Raw genomic sequence first — 14,186 nt, 5'->3', positions numbered from 1 at the left:
GGCCGGTCACGCTTGGCATAGCCGCCGCGGTCGCCCTCGGGCCGGTCGCGTTTCACATAGCCGCCGGGCTTGCCGCCCGGGCGCGGACCGTCGCCGCGCTGCTCGCCACGGGGGCCGCCGTCGCGCGGGCGGTCGAACCGCTTGCCGCCGTCGCGCCCCCGGTCAGGTCGCGATTCGCCGCCCTTGCCCGACCGCGCCACGGCATCGCCGCCGCGCCCGGTGCCTTCGGCCCGGGGGCCGCGCGGCCTGTCGGACCCGCCTGCCTTGGCCGCCCCATAGGGCTTGCGCGGTCCGGCGGCGCCATCGCGCGCAGGCCGGGCCGAGGGCGGGACGAAGCGCTTGCTGGTGTCGCTCGGATCGCTCGATACCGGCCGGCGCGGGCCGGACACGCCGCCCTTGCCACCCTTGGAAAAGCCCTTGCCAGAGCGCGGCCGGTCGCCGCCGGGGCGTTCGGAACGGTTTTTCGGGCCCTTGGGGCCATTGGGCGGAGGCATGCGGGGAATCCTTGCGGTACGACAAGCGCGGCGTATATCAACCGGGAAAGCCGGAGGGAAGCTGCGATGAGCGAACCGAGAGACGATCTGCCCCCCGCCGCGCAACGCGCCCTGGCCGAGGCCGAGGAACGGCGGCGCAAGGCGAAGGAGCTGGACCTGCCAACCGAACTGGGCGGCCGCGACGGGCCCGAGCCTGTGCGCTATGGCGACTGGGAAAAGAAGGGGCTGGCGGTCGATTTCTGACCGGGCCGGACATCGCGGCCCGCCATTTGCCATGCCCAAGGGGTGATGCGCAGATCAGGCGGGGCCGCAGAGCCCCCTGTGACGCGCCTTATTGCAGCGTGAGCCGCGCGTGATCCCCGGTGCCACGGTCCGAGGTGAAGCGCAGGCGCGAGCCTTCCAGTTCAACCGCCTGGCAATTCGCTTCGAACTGGCGGCTGCCCCATTGCATTGTCCGGCAGAAATAGCCGTCCTGCCAGTTCCAGTTGCCTGTCACCTCGCGTCCGAAGGCGCGGCCCAGGATGCGCCCGTCCTCGGTCACCGTCAATGCAACGCCGGTGTAGGTCAGCTGGCGCCCCTTCACCAGCGACAGGAATTCGCTGCGTCCGGTCACGCGGCGGCCATCCTCGGCGGCAAGCGGGGCGGCGGTGGTCAGGCTGGCAAGCACCAGCGCGGCAAGGGCGATCCTGGACATGTGATCCTCCGGTCTCGAATCAGGGCGGTTACGGCCCCGGGGACAAGGTGGATCACAAATGAATGTCAGAGCCGTGAACCGCCCCCGGATCAGAAGCCCAGAACGTCGGCCATGTCGTATTCGCCCGGCGCCTTGCCCTGACCCCAGAGCGCGGCCTTGAGCGCGCCACGCGCAAAGATGCCCCGGTCGGTCGCGATATGGCGCAGGATCACCCGTTCGCCATCGGCGGCAAAGATCACGTCATGCTCTCCCACCACATCGCCGCCCCGGATCGCGGAAAAGCCGATGGCCCCGCGTTCGCGCGCGCCGGTGATGCCGTCGCGGCCCCGGTCGGCCACGTCCCTGAGCGCGACGCCCCGGCCCTCGGCCGCGGCCTCGCCCAGCATCAGCGCGGTGCCAGAGGGGGCGTCGACCTTGTGGCGGTGGTGGGCCTCGACGACCTCGATGTCGAAATCGGTATCCAGCGCCTCGGCCACGCGGCGGGTCAGCTGGACCAGCAGGTTGACGCCCAGGCTCATGTTCCCGGCGCGCACGATCACCGCATGGCGGGCGGCGGCGGCGACCTTGGCCAAGTCGTCCTCGGTCAGGCCGGTGGTGCCGATGACATGCACGGCGCGGGCCTGCGCGGCCAGGGCGGCAAAGCCGACGGTGGCCTCGGGCGTGGTGAAATCCAGCACGGCCTGCGCCTTGGCAAAGACCTCAAGCGGGTCGTCGGTGACCGTCACGCCGATCTCGGCCCCACCCATGCAGGTGCCCAGGTCCTTGCCGATCCAGTCGTGCCCGCTGCGGTCCACCGCGCCGACCAGCCGCGCCTTGTCCGACGCCAGCACGGTACGGATCAGCATCTGCCCCATGCGCCCCGAGGCGCCGGTGATCACGATTCCGGGAAGGTCTGCCATATCGTCGCTCCTTTGCGCTGCGCTGGCCTGCTTAACGCCCCGGGGGCGACTTGGCAAAGGGGCGGCGAAGGCGTAGATGCAGGACCATGAGCAGATCACCCGTCCCCGAGGGCCGCGGCCCGTCGCAGAGACAGCTTCGCGTCGGCGAACTGGTCCGCCGCACCCTGTCCGAGGTGCTGGCGCGCGGCGACGTGCACGACCCCGACCTGAACCGCCTGTCGATCACCGTGGGCGAGGTGCGCGTGTCGCCCGACCTGAAGGTCGCGACCGCCTATGTGCTGCCCCTCGGCGGATCCGGCCAGGACGAGGTTGTCGACCTGCTGGCCCGCAACCGCGGAGAGCTGCGGCGCATGATCGCCAAGAAGATGGCGCTGAAATTCGCGCCCGATCTGCGGTTCCGCCTGGACGAGACATTCGACCGGCTGGACGACACGCGGCGCATGTTCTCGCAGGATACCGTGCGCCGCGACATCGAAGCGGACGACGAAGAAGAGTGATGCGGCGCGCTGCCCTCCGCCGCCACGCTGCGCGCCTGACGCTCTGGCTGCTGGGATCGGGCGCGGCGCTGGCGGCGATGCCCGCCCGGGCGGTCGACTGCCGCGACACGGACTTCCGGGGCAACCGCTACACTGTCTGCGAGGTCGATCCCGCGACCGAGGACATGCGCCTGTTCCTTTACGACAAGGGCGGCGCGCCCTATGGCCAGTTCGAGGCGATCAACGCCCGGCTGCAGGCCCGGGGCCAGCAGCTGGCCTTTGCGATGAATGCCGGGATGTACCACGAGGACCGCGCCCCCGTCGGCCATTATGTCGAGGACGGGACCGAGCTGATGCGCGTGATCCCGAATGCCGGGCCGGGCAATTTCGGCATGCTGCCCAACGGTGTCTTCTGCATCGGCGAGGGCACCGCCCGGGTGATCGAGACCCTGGCCTATGCCGCGAACCCGCCCAAATGCCGCTTTGCCACCCAGTCCGGGCCGATGCTGGTCATCGACGGCGAACTGCACCCGCGTTTCCTGCCCGACAGCACCTCGCGCTATATCCGCAACGGCGTCGGCACGACCGAAGCCGGGGACCGCGCGGTTTTTGTGATGTCGGGCAACGCCGTCACCTTCCACGACTTCGCAAGCTTCTTCCGCGACGGGCTAGGCCTGCCCGAGGCGCTCTATTTCGACGGCAATGTCTCGCGGCTGTACGCGCCCGAGCTGGGGCGCGCGGATTACGGGCGGATGATGGGCCCGGTGGTCGGCGTCGTGGTGGACAGCGAATAAGGGGCGGTCAGCCCGCCGTTCCGGTTTCCGCCGCGATCTGGGCGCGCGACTTGCGCTGCCGTTCCGTCGCCGATTTCAGCTGACCGCAGGCGGCCATGATATCCTCGCCACGGGGCGTGCGGATCGGCGAGGCATAGCCGGCCTTGTGCACGATGTCGGCAAAGCTCTGGATCCGGTCCCAGTCCGAGCGCTGGTAGGGCGCGCCGGGCCATTCGTTGAACGGGATCAGGTTGATCTTGGCCGGAATGCCCGAAATCAGCCGCACCAGCCGCCGGGCATCCGCATCGCTGTCGTTCACGTCCTTGAGCATCACGTATTCAAAAGTGATCCGTTCGGAATTCGACAGGCGCGGATAGTCGCGCAGGGTGTTCAGCAGCGTCTCGATGTTCCAGCGCTTGTTGATCGGCACCAGCCTGTCGCGCACCTCGTCCGTGGTGGCGTGGAAGGAGACCGCAAGCAGGCAGCCGATCTCTTCGGCGGCGCGGGCGATCTCGGGGACGACGCCGCTGGTCGACAGCGTGATCCGGCGGCGCGACAGGGCGATCCCCTCGCCGTCCATCGCCACCTTCATCGCGTCGCGCACCGATTCGAAGTTGTAGAGCGGCTCGCCCATGCCCATCAGCACGATGTTGGACAGCAGCCGCGTTTCGTCCTTGGGCGCGCCGGGGACCGGCCATTCGCCCAGGTCGTCGCGCGCCAGCATGATCTGGCCGACAATCTCGCCCGCCGTCAGGTTGCGCACCAGCTTCTGCGTGCCGGTGTGGCAGAAAGAGCAGGTCAGCGTGCAGCCCACCTGGGACGAGATGCACAGCGTGCCGCGATCGGCCTCGGGGATATAGACGACTTCGACCTCGTGCCCGCCGGCGATGCGCACCAGATATTTGCGCGTGCCATCGGCCGAGACCTGTTTGGATACGATTTCGGGCAGGTCGATGGTGAACTTTTCGGCCAGCAGCGCGCGGAAATCCTTGGACAGGTTGGTCATCTGCGCGAAATCGCGCACGCCCCAGTGATAGACCCACTGCCAGACCTGGTTCACCCGCATCTTGATCTGCCTGTCCGGCGTGCCGGCGGCCAGCAGCGCCTCTTTCAGCGCGTCACGGGTCAGGCCGACAAGGTTCACCCGGCCGTCCGCCGCCTGTGGCAGCTTGCGGGGCAGGGTCAGCACGTCCTGGGTGATCGGTGCGGTCGGGGTCGACTCGGTCATGGCGGGGCTCGCGGGGGTATCGGTGTGGGCAGAAGCCACGCCTTATAGGGGATTCCCGTGCCGATTGGAACAGGCGGTTCAGCCCCGCAACGCCAGCCCCAGGGCCAGCGCGCCCAGCAGGCCCTGCACCAGCGCGCCGCCTGTCAGCGCGGAGGAAAAGAACAGCACCACCCCGGCAACCAGGGCAAAGGCGCCGATATAGCCGCCCATGATCCGCCCGGCGCCCGGATTGCCCCGCTTGGCCAGCATCACGGCCAGAACGGCACCGGCGGCGACCATCAGGTTGTAGAACCCGATGTTGAGGAACAGTCCCGCCAGCACCGCCGCTTCATCCGCGGGGTCCAGCGTGCTGTCGGGGTTGATGCCGGGCAGCAGCGCCTCGTGCAGGGCGGGAATCGGCCACAGAAAGACCTCGCCGATAAAGGCGATGACGTGGAACGCCGCCACGAGGATCAGCACAATACGCAGACTGCCGGACATGAACGCTCTCCCGCCAAGGATATGGCGGGGCGAGGGTTGCGCGCATCGACGCGCCAGTCAATCGCCCATTGGTGGGACGATTGCGCCGGCTACGTCACTTGCAGCGTTTTTCGGCCTCTTCGACCGCGGCAGTAAAGCCGAGCAGCGAGAAACTGTCCTTGGTCACCGTGCCACGGCCCGACTGCGCGGTCAGCACGGCGGACGAGCCGCGTTTCATCGCGGTCATCACCTTGATGTCCTCGGACGGCGAGGCGGGCCAGGCCCATTCGCCTTCGGTGAACAGTTCGAACTCGGTCCCGTCGATGTTCAGGTTCACGGTCGAGCTGTCCTTGAACGGATAGCCGCCGGTGAATGTGATCTGCCCCTGCACCTCGGCGCCGGGGCGGTAGAATGCCATGAACAGGATGTCGGACCGCCGCACGGAAACCACACGCCCGTCACGGGTGTTCACGGTTTCCTTGGGCGCGGATACGGCCCAGCATTCACGGGGGTCCTGTTCTTCGAAAACGCTCCAGTCGGTTTTTGCGGCGACCTGGTTTTCGCTCGCCTGCTGTGCGTGGGCACCCGTCGCGGCCAACCCGAGCACGCCTGCCACGGCACACGCGAAACGTGATGTCATCAATCCAGCCTCCAAGCTGTCTTCAGCCTTTTGTCCCGGCCCGCACCGGCCGTTCACCGGCCTTTTCGCCGCGCGGGCCATTCACTTCTCGATCCTCGTACAATAGCGTGATTTGTGCCATCTGCGAAAGGCCGCAGGGCGAAAAATCGCCAATATTTGACTGGAGGAACATATGAGCGAAGCTGTGCCCATGGTCGAGGTGACCCGCGGCGGCATGGTCGAGAGCATCCATCGGGGCCATGCGGTTGTCTGGGATGCCTCCGGCGGGCTGGTCCGTGCCTGGGGAAATCCGGGGCTGGTGATGTATCCGCGTTCGTCCTGCAAGATGATCCAGGCCCTGCCGCTGGTGGAAAGCGGCGCGGCCGATGCGGCCGGGCTGGAGACGCGCCACCTGGCGCTGGCCTGCGCCTCGCACAACGGCGCGGCGATCCATTCCGACCTGGCCGCTCAATGGCTGGCCGGGCTGGGGCTGGGAGAGCCCGACCTGCGCTGCGGCCCGCAGGAACCCGCCGACATTCCGGCGCGCGACGCGCTGATCCGCGCCGGAGAGACGCCGTGCCAGCTGCACAACAACTGTTCCGGCAAGCACTCCGGCTTCCTGACGCTGAACCGGCATCTCGGCGGGGGGAGCGAGTATCACGAGACCGACCATGTGGTGCAGAAAGCCGTGCGCGCCGCGTTCGAAGAGGTGACAGGCGTGGAAAGCCCCGGCTACGGCATCGACGGCTGTTCTGCCCCGAACTTCGCCACCACGCTGGAGGGTCTGGCCCGGGCGATGGCCTATTGCGCCGCCGCGCGCGAGGGGCAGGGCACGCGCGAAACCGCCGCCGCGCGGCTGGTGCAGGCGATGTCGGCCCATCCCGAGCTTGTCGCGGGCGAGGGCCGGGCCTGTACCGCGCTGATACGTGCGATGCAGGGCCGCGGCGTGGTCAAGACCGGGGCCGAGGGGGTCTTTGTCGCGATCCTGCCCGAACGGGGCCTTGGCGTCGCGCTGAAGATCGAGGACGGCACCACGCGCGGTGCCGAAACCGCCATCGCGACCATCCTGGCGGGGCTGGGCGTGCTCGACCCGTCGAACCCGGTCGCGCAGTCCTACCTCAACACCCCGATTACCAGCCGCCGGGGCCTGGCCGCCGGGGCGATCCACCCGACCGCGGCGCTGACCTCGGGCTGGTGACGGCCGTGGCTGCGGGGCGGTAACGGCACCCCTCCCCGCCGGGGAGGGGCCTGCCGCGGGGCTGCGCAGAATGCGTCATTCGGCTGGATGCCCGCCCCCGGCCTGTGCCCCCGCCCGGGTCGGGAAGGGGCCGTTGCCCTCACCGCCCCATGGCGGAAGGGAGGAACGTCACGATCCCCGGGAACAGCGTGATCAGCAACACCCCCAGCAACAGCAGGCCAAAGAACGGCAGGGCCGCGACCGCGATGCGCAGGATGTCGATTCCTGTCAGCCCCTGGATGACAAACAGGTTGAACCCGACCGGCGGGGTGATCTGGCTCATCTCGACCACGATCACCAGGTAGATGCCGAACCACAGCGGGTCGATCCCCGCCGCCTGCACCATCGGCATGATGATCGAGGTGGTCAGCACCACCACCGATATCCCGTCGAGGAAGCAGCCCAGCACCACGAAGAACACCGTGAGCGCCGCCAGCAGCGCCCCCTGGCTGAGTCCCAGGGTCGATATCCAGGCGGCGAGGTTGCGCGGCAGCCCGGTGAACCCCATCGAAATCGACAGGAAGGCCGCCGAGACGAGGATGAAGGCGATCATGGCCGAGGTCCGGGTGGCCGACATCAGTGCCTCGCCAAACAGTTTCCACGAGAAGCTGCCCGAGGCGAAGGCGAGGATCACCGACAGGATCACGCCAAGCGCCGCCGCGTCGGTGGGCGAGGCGATGCCGGTGTAGATCGACCCGATCACCCCGAGGATCAGCAGCGCCACCGGGATCAGCCGGCGCGAGGCATGGATGCGTTCGCGCCAGGTAAAGGACGGCTCGCGCGGGATCGACCCGGGGCGCGCCCAGGCATAGCCCGCGACATAGAGCGCGAAGAGGCTCACCAGCATCACCCCCGGCAGAACGCCGGCGATGAAGAGGCGCGCGATGCTCTGTTCCGTCGCGACGCCATAGACGATCAGGATGATCGACGGCGGGATCAGCAGGCCCAGCGTGGCCGATCCGGCCAGCGTGCCCAGGATCATGCTTTCCGGGTAGCCGCGCGATTTCAGCTCGGGCACCGACATCCGCCCGATGGTCGCCGCCGTGGCCGCGGAGGATCCCGACACTGCGGCGAAGATGGCGCAGCCCAGGATGTTCACATGCAGCAGGCGGCCCGGAAAGCGGCTGATCCACGGGGCGATGCCGCTGAACATGTCCTGGCTCAGCCGGGATCGCAGCAGAACCTCGCCCATCAGGATGAACAGGGGCAGCGCCGCCAGCGCCCAGCCATGCGAATGACCCCAGAGCGTGGTGGCCATCACCAGCCCGACCGGCGCGTTGGAGAAGGCGACAATGGCGACCAGTGCCACGGCCATCAGGGCAAAGGCGACCCAGACCCCGAGGGCCAGCAGCCCGATCAGCAGGGCGAGGAGCGTCAGCGCGATCAACGGATCAGACATGCGGGGCGTCCTTGAGCGGGAAGAGGGATGTCACGGCTGGGGGCAGGGCGGTCCCGCGCATCCCGGCTGGCGCACCCCGGCCAGGGGCCGCGCGCGCGCTGCCGGTGCTTGCCGTGCCGGTGCGCGCGCTGTCTGTGGGTGCGGTCCCGGTGCTTGCGACGCCTGTGGGTGCGATGCCCGCGCGTGCGCTGCCTATGGGTGCGCTGCCCTTGCGACTGTCCACCGCCACGCGCGACATGGCCACGCCATTTGCCAGCCGCGACGTGCTGTCGACCGGCCCCGTGCCGCTGTGGACGCGGCGCGCGGGGGCCTGCCGGGCCGCGCTCATGCCTCGCCACCTTCGGGCAGGACCGGCGCGCCGGTGCGCAGTGTCCCGACCAGCGTGTCGAGCAGGGCGAGGACGAGTATCCCCGCCCCCAGCGTGACGCCCGACTGCGGAATCCATAGCGGGATCGCGACGATCCCGGTGGAGGTGTCGCCATACTTCAGGCTCTCGCCCATGAGGCCGACAAGAAAATACCCCGCAAACCCCGCCAGCCCGATGGCCAGGGCCAGGCAGAAGACCTCGGCCACCAGCGCGACCCGTGCGGGCAGGCGCGAAGTGACCAGCGACACGCGGATATGCCCGCCCTCCCGCAGCGTATGGGCCAGGGCGAGGAACGAGGCATTGGCCAGCATGTACCCCGAGAAATCGGCATAGGAAGGGATCGTCCAGCTCCACCCCGGGCCCATGACGCGGGCGGTGATGTTGAGCACGATCTGGGCCGAGATCAGCAGGCAGATCCCGAGGATCAACGCCGCCGCGATGCCGCCCGACAGGCGGTAAAGGCCGTCCAGTAGTCTTCGCATGGTCTCTCCCTCGATGCCGGAATGTTCGGATGGGGCGGGGTGGTTGGGCAATGGTGTTGTCACTTGAGGCGGGCGGTGTCGGGCGCGGCATCCCTTTGCGCCAGACGTTGTCCCGGGCCTGACCCGGGACCTCGTTGTCAAAGGCGCCATGCCCTTGGCGGGGGAAGGCCCCGGGAGTTCCCGGGTCAGGCCCGGGATGACGTTTCGCAGGACGACCGTGGTGCCCGGCCCCGGGACGACGGTGCGCGGCTCAACCGCACCTCACCGAAGCCGAAGGTCCCGGGGCAGGCCCGGGACCCCTGGGTCACTTCTCGTAAGCCGACAGAACGGCCTTTGCCTGGTCCGAGGCATTGGCATTCCATTTCGCCAGCATCTCGGCGCCGATCTTCTTCAGCCCGGCGACCAGGTCCGGCGAGGGCTCGTAGACGATGATCCCGTTGTCGGCCAGCTCCTTGGTCTTGGCATCCGCCTCGGCCATCGACATCTCAAGCCCGCGCGCCTCGGCATTGGCGGCGGCGGTCATCACGGCCTGCTGTACGGAAGGGTCCAGCGCGTCGAACATGCGCTTGTTCACCACCACGATGTTCTTGGGCACCCAGGCGTTGATCGGGGTGTAATGCGACAGGAAATCCCAGGCCTTGGAGTTGGCGCCGGTGGAGGGCGAGGTGATCATCGCTTCGACCTGGCCGGTGGAAAAGGCCTGCGGGATATCCGGCGCCTCGACCTGCACCGGGGCGGCGCCGGCGAGGGCGGCGAATTCCTCCAGCGCGGCGTTATAGGCGCGGAAGCGCAGCCCGCTCAGATCCGCGACCGTCTTGATTTCCTTCTTGGTGTAGAGCCCCTGCGCCGGCCACGGCACGGCGTAAAGCGGCATCAGGTTCTGTTCGGCCAGCAGCTCGGTGATCACCGGCTTCTGCGCCTCCCAGAGTTTGGCCGCCTCGTCATAGGAGGTCGCGAGGAAGGGCTGCGAATCCATGCCGAAGGCAAGGTCCTCGTTCGCCAGAGTCGACAGGAAGAACTCGCCTATCGGCACCTGGCGCGAGCGGACGGCGTTTTTGATCTCGCCATGCGGGAAGAGAGAGCCGGCCGAATGCACGGTGATCTCAAGTGCGCCGTTGGTGGTCTCGGCGATCTCCTTGGCGAATTCCATGATGTTGACGGTGTGGAAGGTGGTATCGCCATAGGGCGTGGGCATGTCCCAGCTCTCGGCCGCAAGCGGCGTGGCAAGTGCCGCGGCAATCGGCAGTGCAAAGCGTAGCATGGTGGTCTCCCTGTGATCTGTTGGGTCACTTCGTTGGTATAACGTTGACAAAGTGACAACGTTCTGGAACTAAAAGCAACAGGTTTTTTCAGCGGAGGCGTGGCGGATGACGGGCAGCACGGAAAAGTGGCAGTTCTGGGTGGACCGTGGCGGCACCTTTACCGACCTGGTCGGACGGGCGCCCGGCGGGGCCCTGCACACGACCAAGCTTTTGTCCGAGAATCCCGAGCTTTACGAGGATGCCGCCGTCGAAGGGATCCGCCGCCTCATGGGCGTGCAGGACTTCCCCCGGGGCGGGATCGAGGCGGTCAAGATGGGCACCACGGTGGCCACCAACGCCCTGCTGGAGCGCAAGGGCACGCCGACGCTGCTGCTGATCACCGAAGGCTTTGCCGACCTGCTGCGAATCGGCACCCAGGCCCGCCCGCGCCTGTTCGACCTGCACATCCGCCTGCCCGAACTGCTCTACGCCCGCGTGGCCGAACTGCCCGAACGGCTGGCCGCGGATGGCACGGTGCTGACCCCGCTGGACGAAGAGGCCACCCGCGCCGCCCTGCGCGCCGCGCGGGCCGAGGGGATCGCCTCGGTCGCCATCGCCACGATGCACGGCTACCTGAATCCGGTGCATGAACTGCGCGCCGCCGAGATCGCGGCCGAGGAAGGTTTCACCCAGATAACCCCCTCGCACCAGGCTTCGGGCCTGATCAAGCTGGTCGCGCGGGGGGATACCGCCGTGGTCGACGCCTATCTCTCGCCCGTGCTGCGCCGCTATGTCGACCGGGTCGCCGGGGCGCTGGATGTGGGGGCCGATGGCGCCTGCGAACGGCTGTTCTTCATGCAGTCCTCGGGCGGTCTGACGGATGCCAGGCTGTTCCAGGGGCGCGACGCGATCCTGTCGGGCCCCGCCGGGGGTGTCGTCGGCATGGTCCGCACCGCCGAAGCTGCCGGGTTCGACCGGCTGATCGGGTTCGACATGGGCGGCACCTCGACCGATGTGTGCCATTACGCGGGCGCCTACGAGCGCAGCTTTGAAACCCAGGTCGCCGGGGTGCGCATGCGCTCGCCCATGATGCATATCCATACGGTCGCGGCGGGCGGCGGGTCGATCCTGGCCTTCCGCGAGGGGCGGTATCAGGTCGGGCCGGAAAGCGCCGGGGCCGATCCGGGGCCGGCCTGCTACCGGCGCGGCGGGCCGCTGACGGTGACCGACTGCAACGTGATGCTGGGCAAGCTGTCGCCCGCGCATTTCCCGCATGTCTTTGGCCCAAAGGGCGACGAACCGCTGAACGCCGACATCGTGCGCGAGAAGTTCCAGGCGCTGGCCGCCGAGATCGCCGAAGCCACCGGCAAGCCGGCCCTGACGCCCGAGGAAACCGCCGAAGGCTTTTTGCGCATCGCCGTGCAGAACATGGCGCAGGCAATCAAGAAGATCAGCGTCGAACGCGGCTATGACGTGACACGCTACACGCTCAACTGCTTTGGCGGGGCCGGGGGGCAGCATGCCTGTCTGGTGGCCGATGCGCTTGGCATGACGCGGGTCTTCATCCATCCCTACGCCGGGGTATTGTCGGCCTTCGGCATGGGCCTGGCCGACATCCGGGCGCTGCGCGAGGCGCAGTTCGGCAAGCCGCTGGACGACACCGACGCCGCCGGGCGCGAGATTGCGCGGATGCAGGACGAGGCGGTGACCGAGGTTGCAGGTCAGGGCATTGCCGCCGGACGCATACGTACCGAAGCCCGGGCGCATCTGCGCTATTCCGGGTCCCACCAGACGCTGGAGGTGCCCTTTGACACCGCGGCCGGGATGAAGGACGCCTTCACCACCCTGCACGAGACCCGCTTCGGCTTTGCCAATCCCGACCGGGCGCTGCTGATCGAGATGCTGAGCGTCGAGGCCATCGGCACCACCGACGATGCCGAGGCCCCCGTGCCCGCAGGGTCGCACAGTGGTGAACCGCTTGCCCATCTGCCGACCCATATGGGCGGCAGCGCGCGCGAGGTGCCGCTCTACGACCGCGATACCCTGGCCGCCGGGGTCAAGGTTACCGGGCCTGCGATCATCACCGAATCCACCGGCACGAACGTGATCGAACCCGGCTGGTCTGCCCGGATCGACACTGCGGGCAACCTGATCCTCGACCGGACGGAGGCGCGGCAGGGCGAACATGCGCTTGGCACCGAGGCCGACCCGATCCTGCTGGAGGTGTTCAACAATCTCTTCATGTCCATCGCCGAACAGATGGGCGCGACGCTGGCCAACACGGCCTATTCGGTCAACATCAAGGAACGGCTGGATTTCTCCTGCGCCCTCTTCGACGGGCAGGGCAACCTTGTCGCCAATGCGCCGCATGTTCCGGTGCACCTCGGCTCGATGTCCGACTCGGTGCGCACCGTGGCGCGGCTGAACGCGGGTCAGATACGCCCCGGCGATGCCTATATGCTGAACGCACCGTTCAACGGCGGCACCCACCTGCCGGACGTGACCGTGATCACCCCCGTCTTCGACAAGGCGGGGCAAGAGATCCTGTTCTATGTCGGCTCGCGCGGGCATCATGCGGATATCGGCGGGCGCACCCCCGGCTCCGCCCCGCCCGACTCGCGCCATATCGAGGAGGAGGGCGTCGTCATCGACAACTTCCTGCTGGTGCGCGGCGGCACCCTGCGCGAGGCCGAAACGCGCGCGCTGCTCGGCTCGGGCACCTATCCCTGCCGCAACATCGACGACAACCTCGCCGACCTGGAGGCGCAGGTCGCCGCCAATGCCACCGGCATCGCCGAGGTCGGGCGCATGATCGACACCTTCGGGACCGACACGGTGCTGGCCTATATGGCCCATGTGCAGGCCAATGCCGAGGCCAGCGTGCGCCAGGTCATCACCTCGCTCAAGGACGGCGCATGCACCTATCCGCTGGACGACGGATCGCAGATACGGGTGCGTATCTCCGTCGATGCCGACAAGGGCGAGGCGGTGCTGGATTTCACCGGCACCTCGCCGCAGCATCCGGGCAATTACAATGCGCCGCGCTCCATCACCACGGCGGTGACGCTCTATGTCTTCCGCACGCTGGTCGGGCGCGACATCCCGATGAACGAGGGCTGCCTGAAACCGTTGAAGCTGGTCCTGCCCGAGGCCTCGATGATCAACCCGGTGCACCCGGCCGCCGTGATCTCGGGCAATACCGAGGTCAGCCAGGCGATTGCCGACTGCCTGTTCGGCGCGCTCGGGGTGATTGCCGGATCGCAGGGGACGATGAACAACTTCGTCTGGGGCAACGCCCGCTTCCAGAACTACGAAACCATCGCGGGCGGCACCGGCGCGGGCCCGGGGTTCGACGGCGCGTCAGGGGTGCATTCGCACATGACCAACACGTTGATGACCGACCCCGAGGTGCTGGAAACCCGCTTTCCGGTCCGCGTCGACCGGTTCGGCCTGCGGGCCGGGTCGGGCGGCGGCGGCACATGGCATGGCGGCGACGGCATTCACCGCGTGGTCCGGTTCCTGGAGGATGTCACCGTCACCACCCTGTCCTCGCACCGCCTGGTCCCGCCGCCGGGCGGGGATGGCGGCGAACCGGGGGCCTGCGGGGAAAACGCGGTGCTGCGGGCGGATGGCACGCGCGAGGTGGTGCCGGGCAATGCCGAGGTGTCGCTGAAGTCCGGCGATGCGTTCGAAATGCTGACACCGGGCGGCGGCGGCTGGGGCCGCAAGGCCTAGTCCGCGCCGGCCGCCTGCGTAAGGTTCAGGGCTTTTAGGACACGGGCCAGAGCGGCCCTGCCCCGCGCGTCAGATCGGGCCCG

The 14,186-nt window shown here is 68.3% G+C and carries 14 protein-coding genes; 5 read left to right on the top strand and 9 right to left on the bottom strand.

What is annotated here, in order from left to right; translation table 11 throughout:
• The first annotated feature begins 560 nt into the window (after positions 1 to 560).
• The gene (locus GLS40_RS02055) at positions 561 to 737 is read left to right on the top strand and encodes a DUF1674 domain-containing protein (RefSeq protein WP_160380935.1); all 177 of its coding nucleotides are present in this window, start codon (positions 561 to 563) and stop codon (positions 735 to 737) included.
• 88 nt (positions 738 to 825) lie between these two features.
• Here GLS40_RS02055 and GLS40_RS02050 read toward each other — a convergent pair whose 3' ends face one another.
• Positions 826 to 1,188 carry a dihydrodipicolinate reductase gene (locus GLS40_RS02050; RefSeq protein WP_160380934.1) on the bottom strand — a complete coding sequence of 121 codons (363 nt, stop codon included), beginning with the start codon at positions 1,186 to 1,188 and terminating at the stop codon, positions 826 to 828.
• A gap of 89 nt (positions 1,189 to 1,277) precedes the next feature.
• Positions 1,278 to 2,087, bottom strand: a complete 810-nt coding sequence (gene dapB / locus GLS40_RS02045) for a 4-hydroxy-tetrahydrodipicolinate reductase (RefSeq protein ID WP_160380933.1) — start codon at positions 2,085 to 2,087, stop codon at positions 1,278 to 1,280.
• A gap of 86 nt (positions 2,088 to 2,173) precedes the next feature.
• Between dapB and rbfA the strand changes: the two genes are divergently transcribed.
• Positions 2,174 to 2,584: a 30S ribosome-binding factor RbfA gene (gene rbfA, locus GLS40_RS02040; protein WP_160380932.1), complete on the top strand. Its 411-nt coding sequence runs from the start codon at positions 2,174 to 2,176 to the stop codon at positions 2,582 to 2,584.
• Positions 2,585 to 2,661: 77 nt separating this feature from the next.
• Positions 2,662 to 3,357, top strand: coding sequence for a phosphodiester glycosidase family protein (locus GLS40_RS02035; RefSeq protein ID WP_202075816.1), 696 nt, complete (start codon positions 2,662 to 2,664; stop codon positions 3,355 to 3,357).
• Between the two features lie 7 nt (positions 3,358 to 3,364).
• Here the strand turns inward: GLS40_RS02035 and rlmN are convergent, their stop codons facing one another.
• From rlmN to GLS40_RS02020, 3 genes are all read right to left on the bottom strand, one after another.
• Positions 3,365 to 4,564 (bottom strand): 23S rRNA (adenine(2503)-C(2))-methyltransferase RlmN, encoded by a 1,200-nt coding sequence (gene rlmN, locus GLS40_RS02030; protein WP_160380930.1) that lies wholly within the window; start codon positions 4,562 to 4,564, stop codon positions 3,365 to 3,367.
• Positions 4,565 to 4,642: 78 nt separating this feature from the next.
• Positions 4,643 to 5,044, bottom strand: coding sequence for a DUF1304 family protein (locus GLS40_RS02025; protein WP_160380929.1), 402 nt, complete (start codon positions 5,042 to 5,044; stop codon positions 4,643 to 4,645).
• Between the two features lie 94 nt (positions 5,045 to 5,138).
• A complete protein-coding gene (locus GLS40_RS02020) occupies positions 5,139 to 5,663 on the bottom strand; it encodes an invasion associated locus B family protein (RefSeq protein ID WP_160380928.1) in 525 nt (174 codons plus the stop codon).
• Positions 5,664 to 5,835: 172 nt separating this feature from the next.
• Between GLS40_RS02020 and GLS40_RS02015 the strand changes: the two genes are divergently transcribed.
• Complete coding sequence (locus tag GLS40_RS02015) at positions 5,836 to 6,840, top strand: asparaginase (protein WP_160380927.1); 1,005 nt, start codon at positions 5,836 to 5,838, stop codon at positions 6,838 to 6,840.
• A 139-nt stretch (positions 6,841 to 6,979) separates the two neighbouring features.
• Here the strand turns inward: GLS40_RS02015 and GLS40_RS02010 are convergent, their stop codons facing one another.
• From GLS40_RS02010 to GLS40_RS01995, 4 genes are all read right to left on the bottom strand, one after another.
• Positions 6,980 to 8,278, bottom strand: a complete 1,299-nt coding sequence (locus tag GLS40_RS02010; protein ID WP_160380926.1) for a TRAP transporter large permease — start codon at positions 8,276 to 8,278, stop codon at positions 6,980 to 6,982.
• A complete protein-coding gene (locus GLS40_RS02005; protein ID WP_160380925.1) occupies positions 8,271 to 8,606 on the bottom strand; it encodes a hypothetical protein in 336 nt (111 codons plus the stop codon). Before GLS40_RS02005 ends, GLS40_RS02010 begins: the two co-directional genes overlap by 8 nt.
• Entirely contained in the window at positions 8,603 to 9,127 is a 525-nt protein-coding gene (locus GLS40_RS02000) for a TRAP transporter small permease (RefSeq protein WP_160380924.1), read from the bottom strand. Before GLS40_RS02000 ends, GLS40_RS02005 begins: the two co-directional genes overlap by 4 nt.
• 304 nt (positions 9,128 to 9,431) lie before the next feature.
• Positions 9,432 to 10,388, bottom strand: a complete 957-nt coding sequence (locus tag GLS40_RS01995; protein ID WP_160380923.1) for a TRAP transporter substrate-binding protein — start codon at positions 10,386 to 10,388, stop codon at positions 9,432 to 9,434.
• A 106-nt stretch (positions 10,389 to 10,494) separates the two neighbouring features.
• Between GLS40_RS01995 and GLS40_RS01990 the strand changes: the two genes are divergently transcribed.
• A complete protein-coding gene (locus tag GLS40_RS01990) occupies positions 10,495 to 14,103 on the top strand; it encodes a hydantoinase B/oxoprolinase family protein (protein WP_160380922.1) in 3,609 nt (1,202 codons plus the stop codon).
• The last annotated feature ends 83 nt before the right edge of the window (positions 14,104 to 14,186 follow it).

The organism is Pseudooceanicola pacificus, assembly GCF_009789075.1.
GTDB lineage: Bacteria > Pseudomonadota > Alphaproteobacteria > Rhodobacterales > Rhodobacteraceae > Pseudooceanicola > Pseudooceanicola pacificus.
The sequence above is the reverse complement of the archived record's forward strand: the minus strand, read 5'-3'. Positions and strand labels throughout refer to the sequence as shown.

Excerpts from the sequence above, each read along its gene's own strand:
- GLS40_RS02055 (WP_160380935.1), top strand. The coding sequence starts at position 561 with ATGAGCGAACCGAGAGACGATCTGCCCCCCGCCGCGCAACGCGCCCTG.
- GLS40_RS02050 (WP_160380934.1), bottom strand. The coding sequence starts at position 1,188 with ATGTCCAGGATCGCCCTTGCCGCGCTGGTGCTTGCCAGCCTGACCACC.
- dapB (WP_160380933.1), bottom strand. The coding sequence starts at position 2,087 with ATGGCAGACCTTCCCGGAATCGTGATCACCGGCGCCTCGGGGCGCATG.
- rbfA (WP_160380932.1), top strand. The coding sequence starts at position 2,174 with ATGAGCAGATCACCCGTCCCCGAGGGCCGCGGCCCGTCGCAGAGACAG.
- GLS40_RS02035 (WP_202075816.1), top strand. The coding sequence starts at position 2,662 with ATGCCCGCCCGGGCGGTCGACTGCCGCGACACGGACTTCCGGGGCAAC.
- rlmN (WP_160380930.1), bottom strand. The coding sequence starts at position 4,564 with ATGACCGAGTCGACCCCGACCGCACCGATCACCCAGGACGTGCTGACC.
- GLS40_RS02025 (WP_160380929.1), bottom strand. The coding sequence starts at position 5,044 with ATGTCCGGCAGTCTGCGTATTGTGCTGATCCTCGTGGCGGCGTTCCAC.
- GLS40_RS02020 (WP_160380928.1), bottom strand. The coding sequence starts at position 5,663 with ATGACATCACGTTTCGCGTGTGCCGTGGCAGGCGTGCTCGGGTTGGCC.
- GLS40_RS02015 (WP_160380927.1), top strand. The coding sequence starts at position 5,836 with ATGAGCGAAGCTGTGCCCATGGTCGAGGTGACCCGCGGCGGCATGGTC.
- GLS40_RS02010 (WP_160380926.1), bottom strand. The coding sequence starts at position 8,278 with ATGTCTGATCCGTTGATCGCGCTGACGCTCCTCGCCCTGCTGATCGGG.
- GLS40_RS02005 (WP_160380925.1), bottom strand. The coding sequence starts at position 8,606 with ATGAGCGCGGCCCGGCAGGCCCCCGCGCGCCGCGTCCACAGCGGCACG.
- GLS40_RS02000 (WP_160380924.1), bottom strand. The coding sequence starts at position 9,127 with ATGCGAAGACTACTGGACGGCCTTTACCGCCTGTCGGGCGGCATCGCG.
- GLS40_RS01995 (WP_160380923.1), bottom strand. The coding sequence starts at position 10,388 with ATGCTACGCTTTGCACTGCCGATTGCCGCGGCACTTGCCACGCCGCTT.
- GLS40_RS01990 (WP_160380922.1), top strand. The coding sequence starts at position 10,495 with ATGACGGGCAGCACGGAAAAGTGGCAGTTCTGGGTGGACCGTGGCGGC.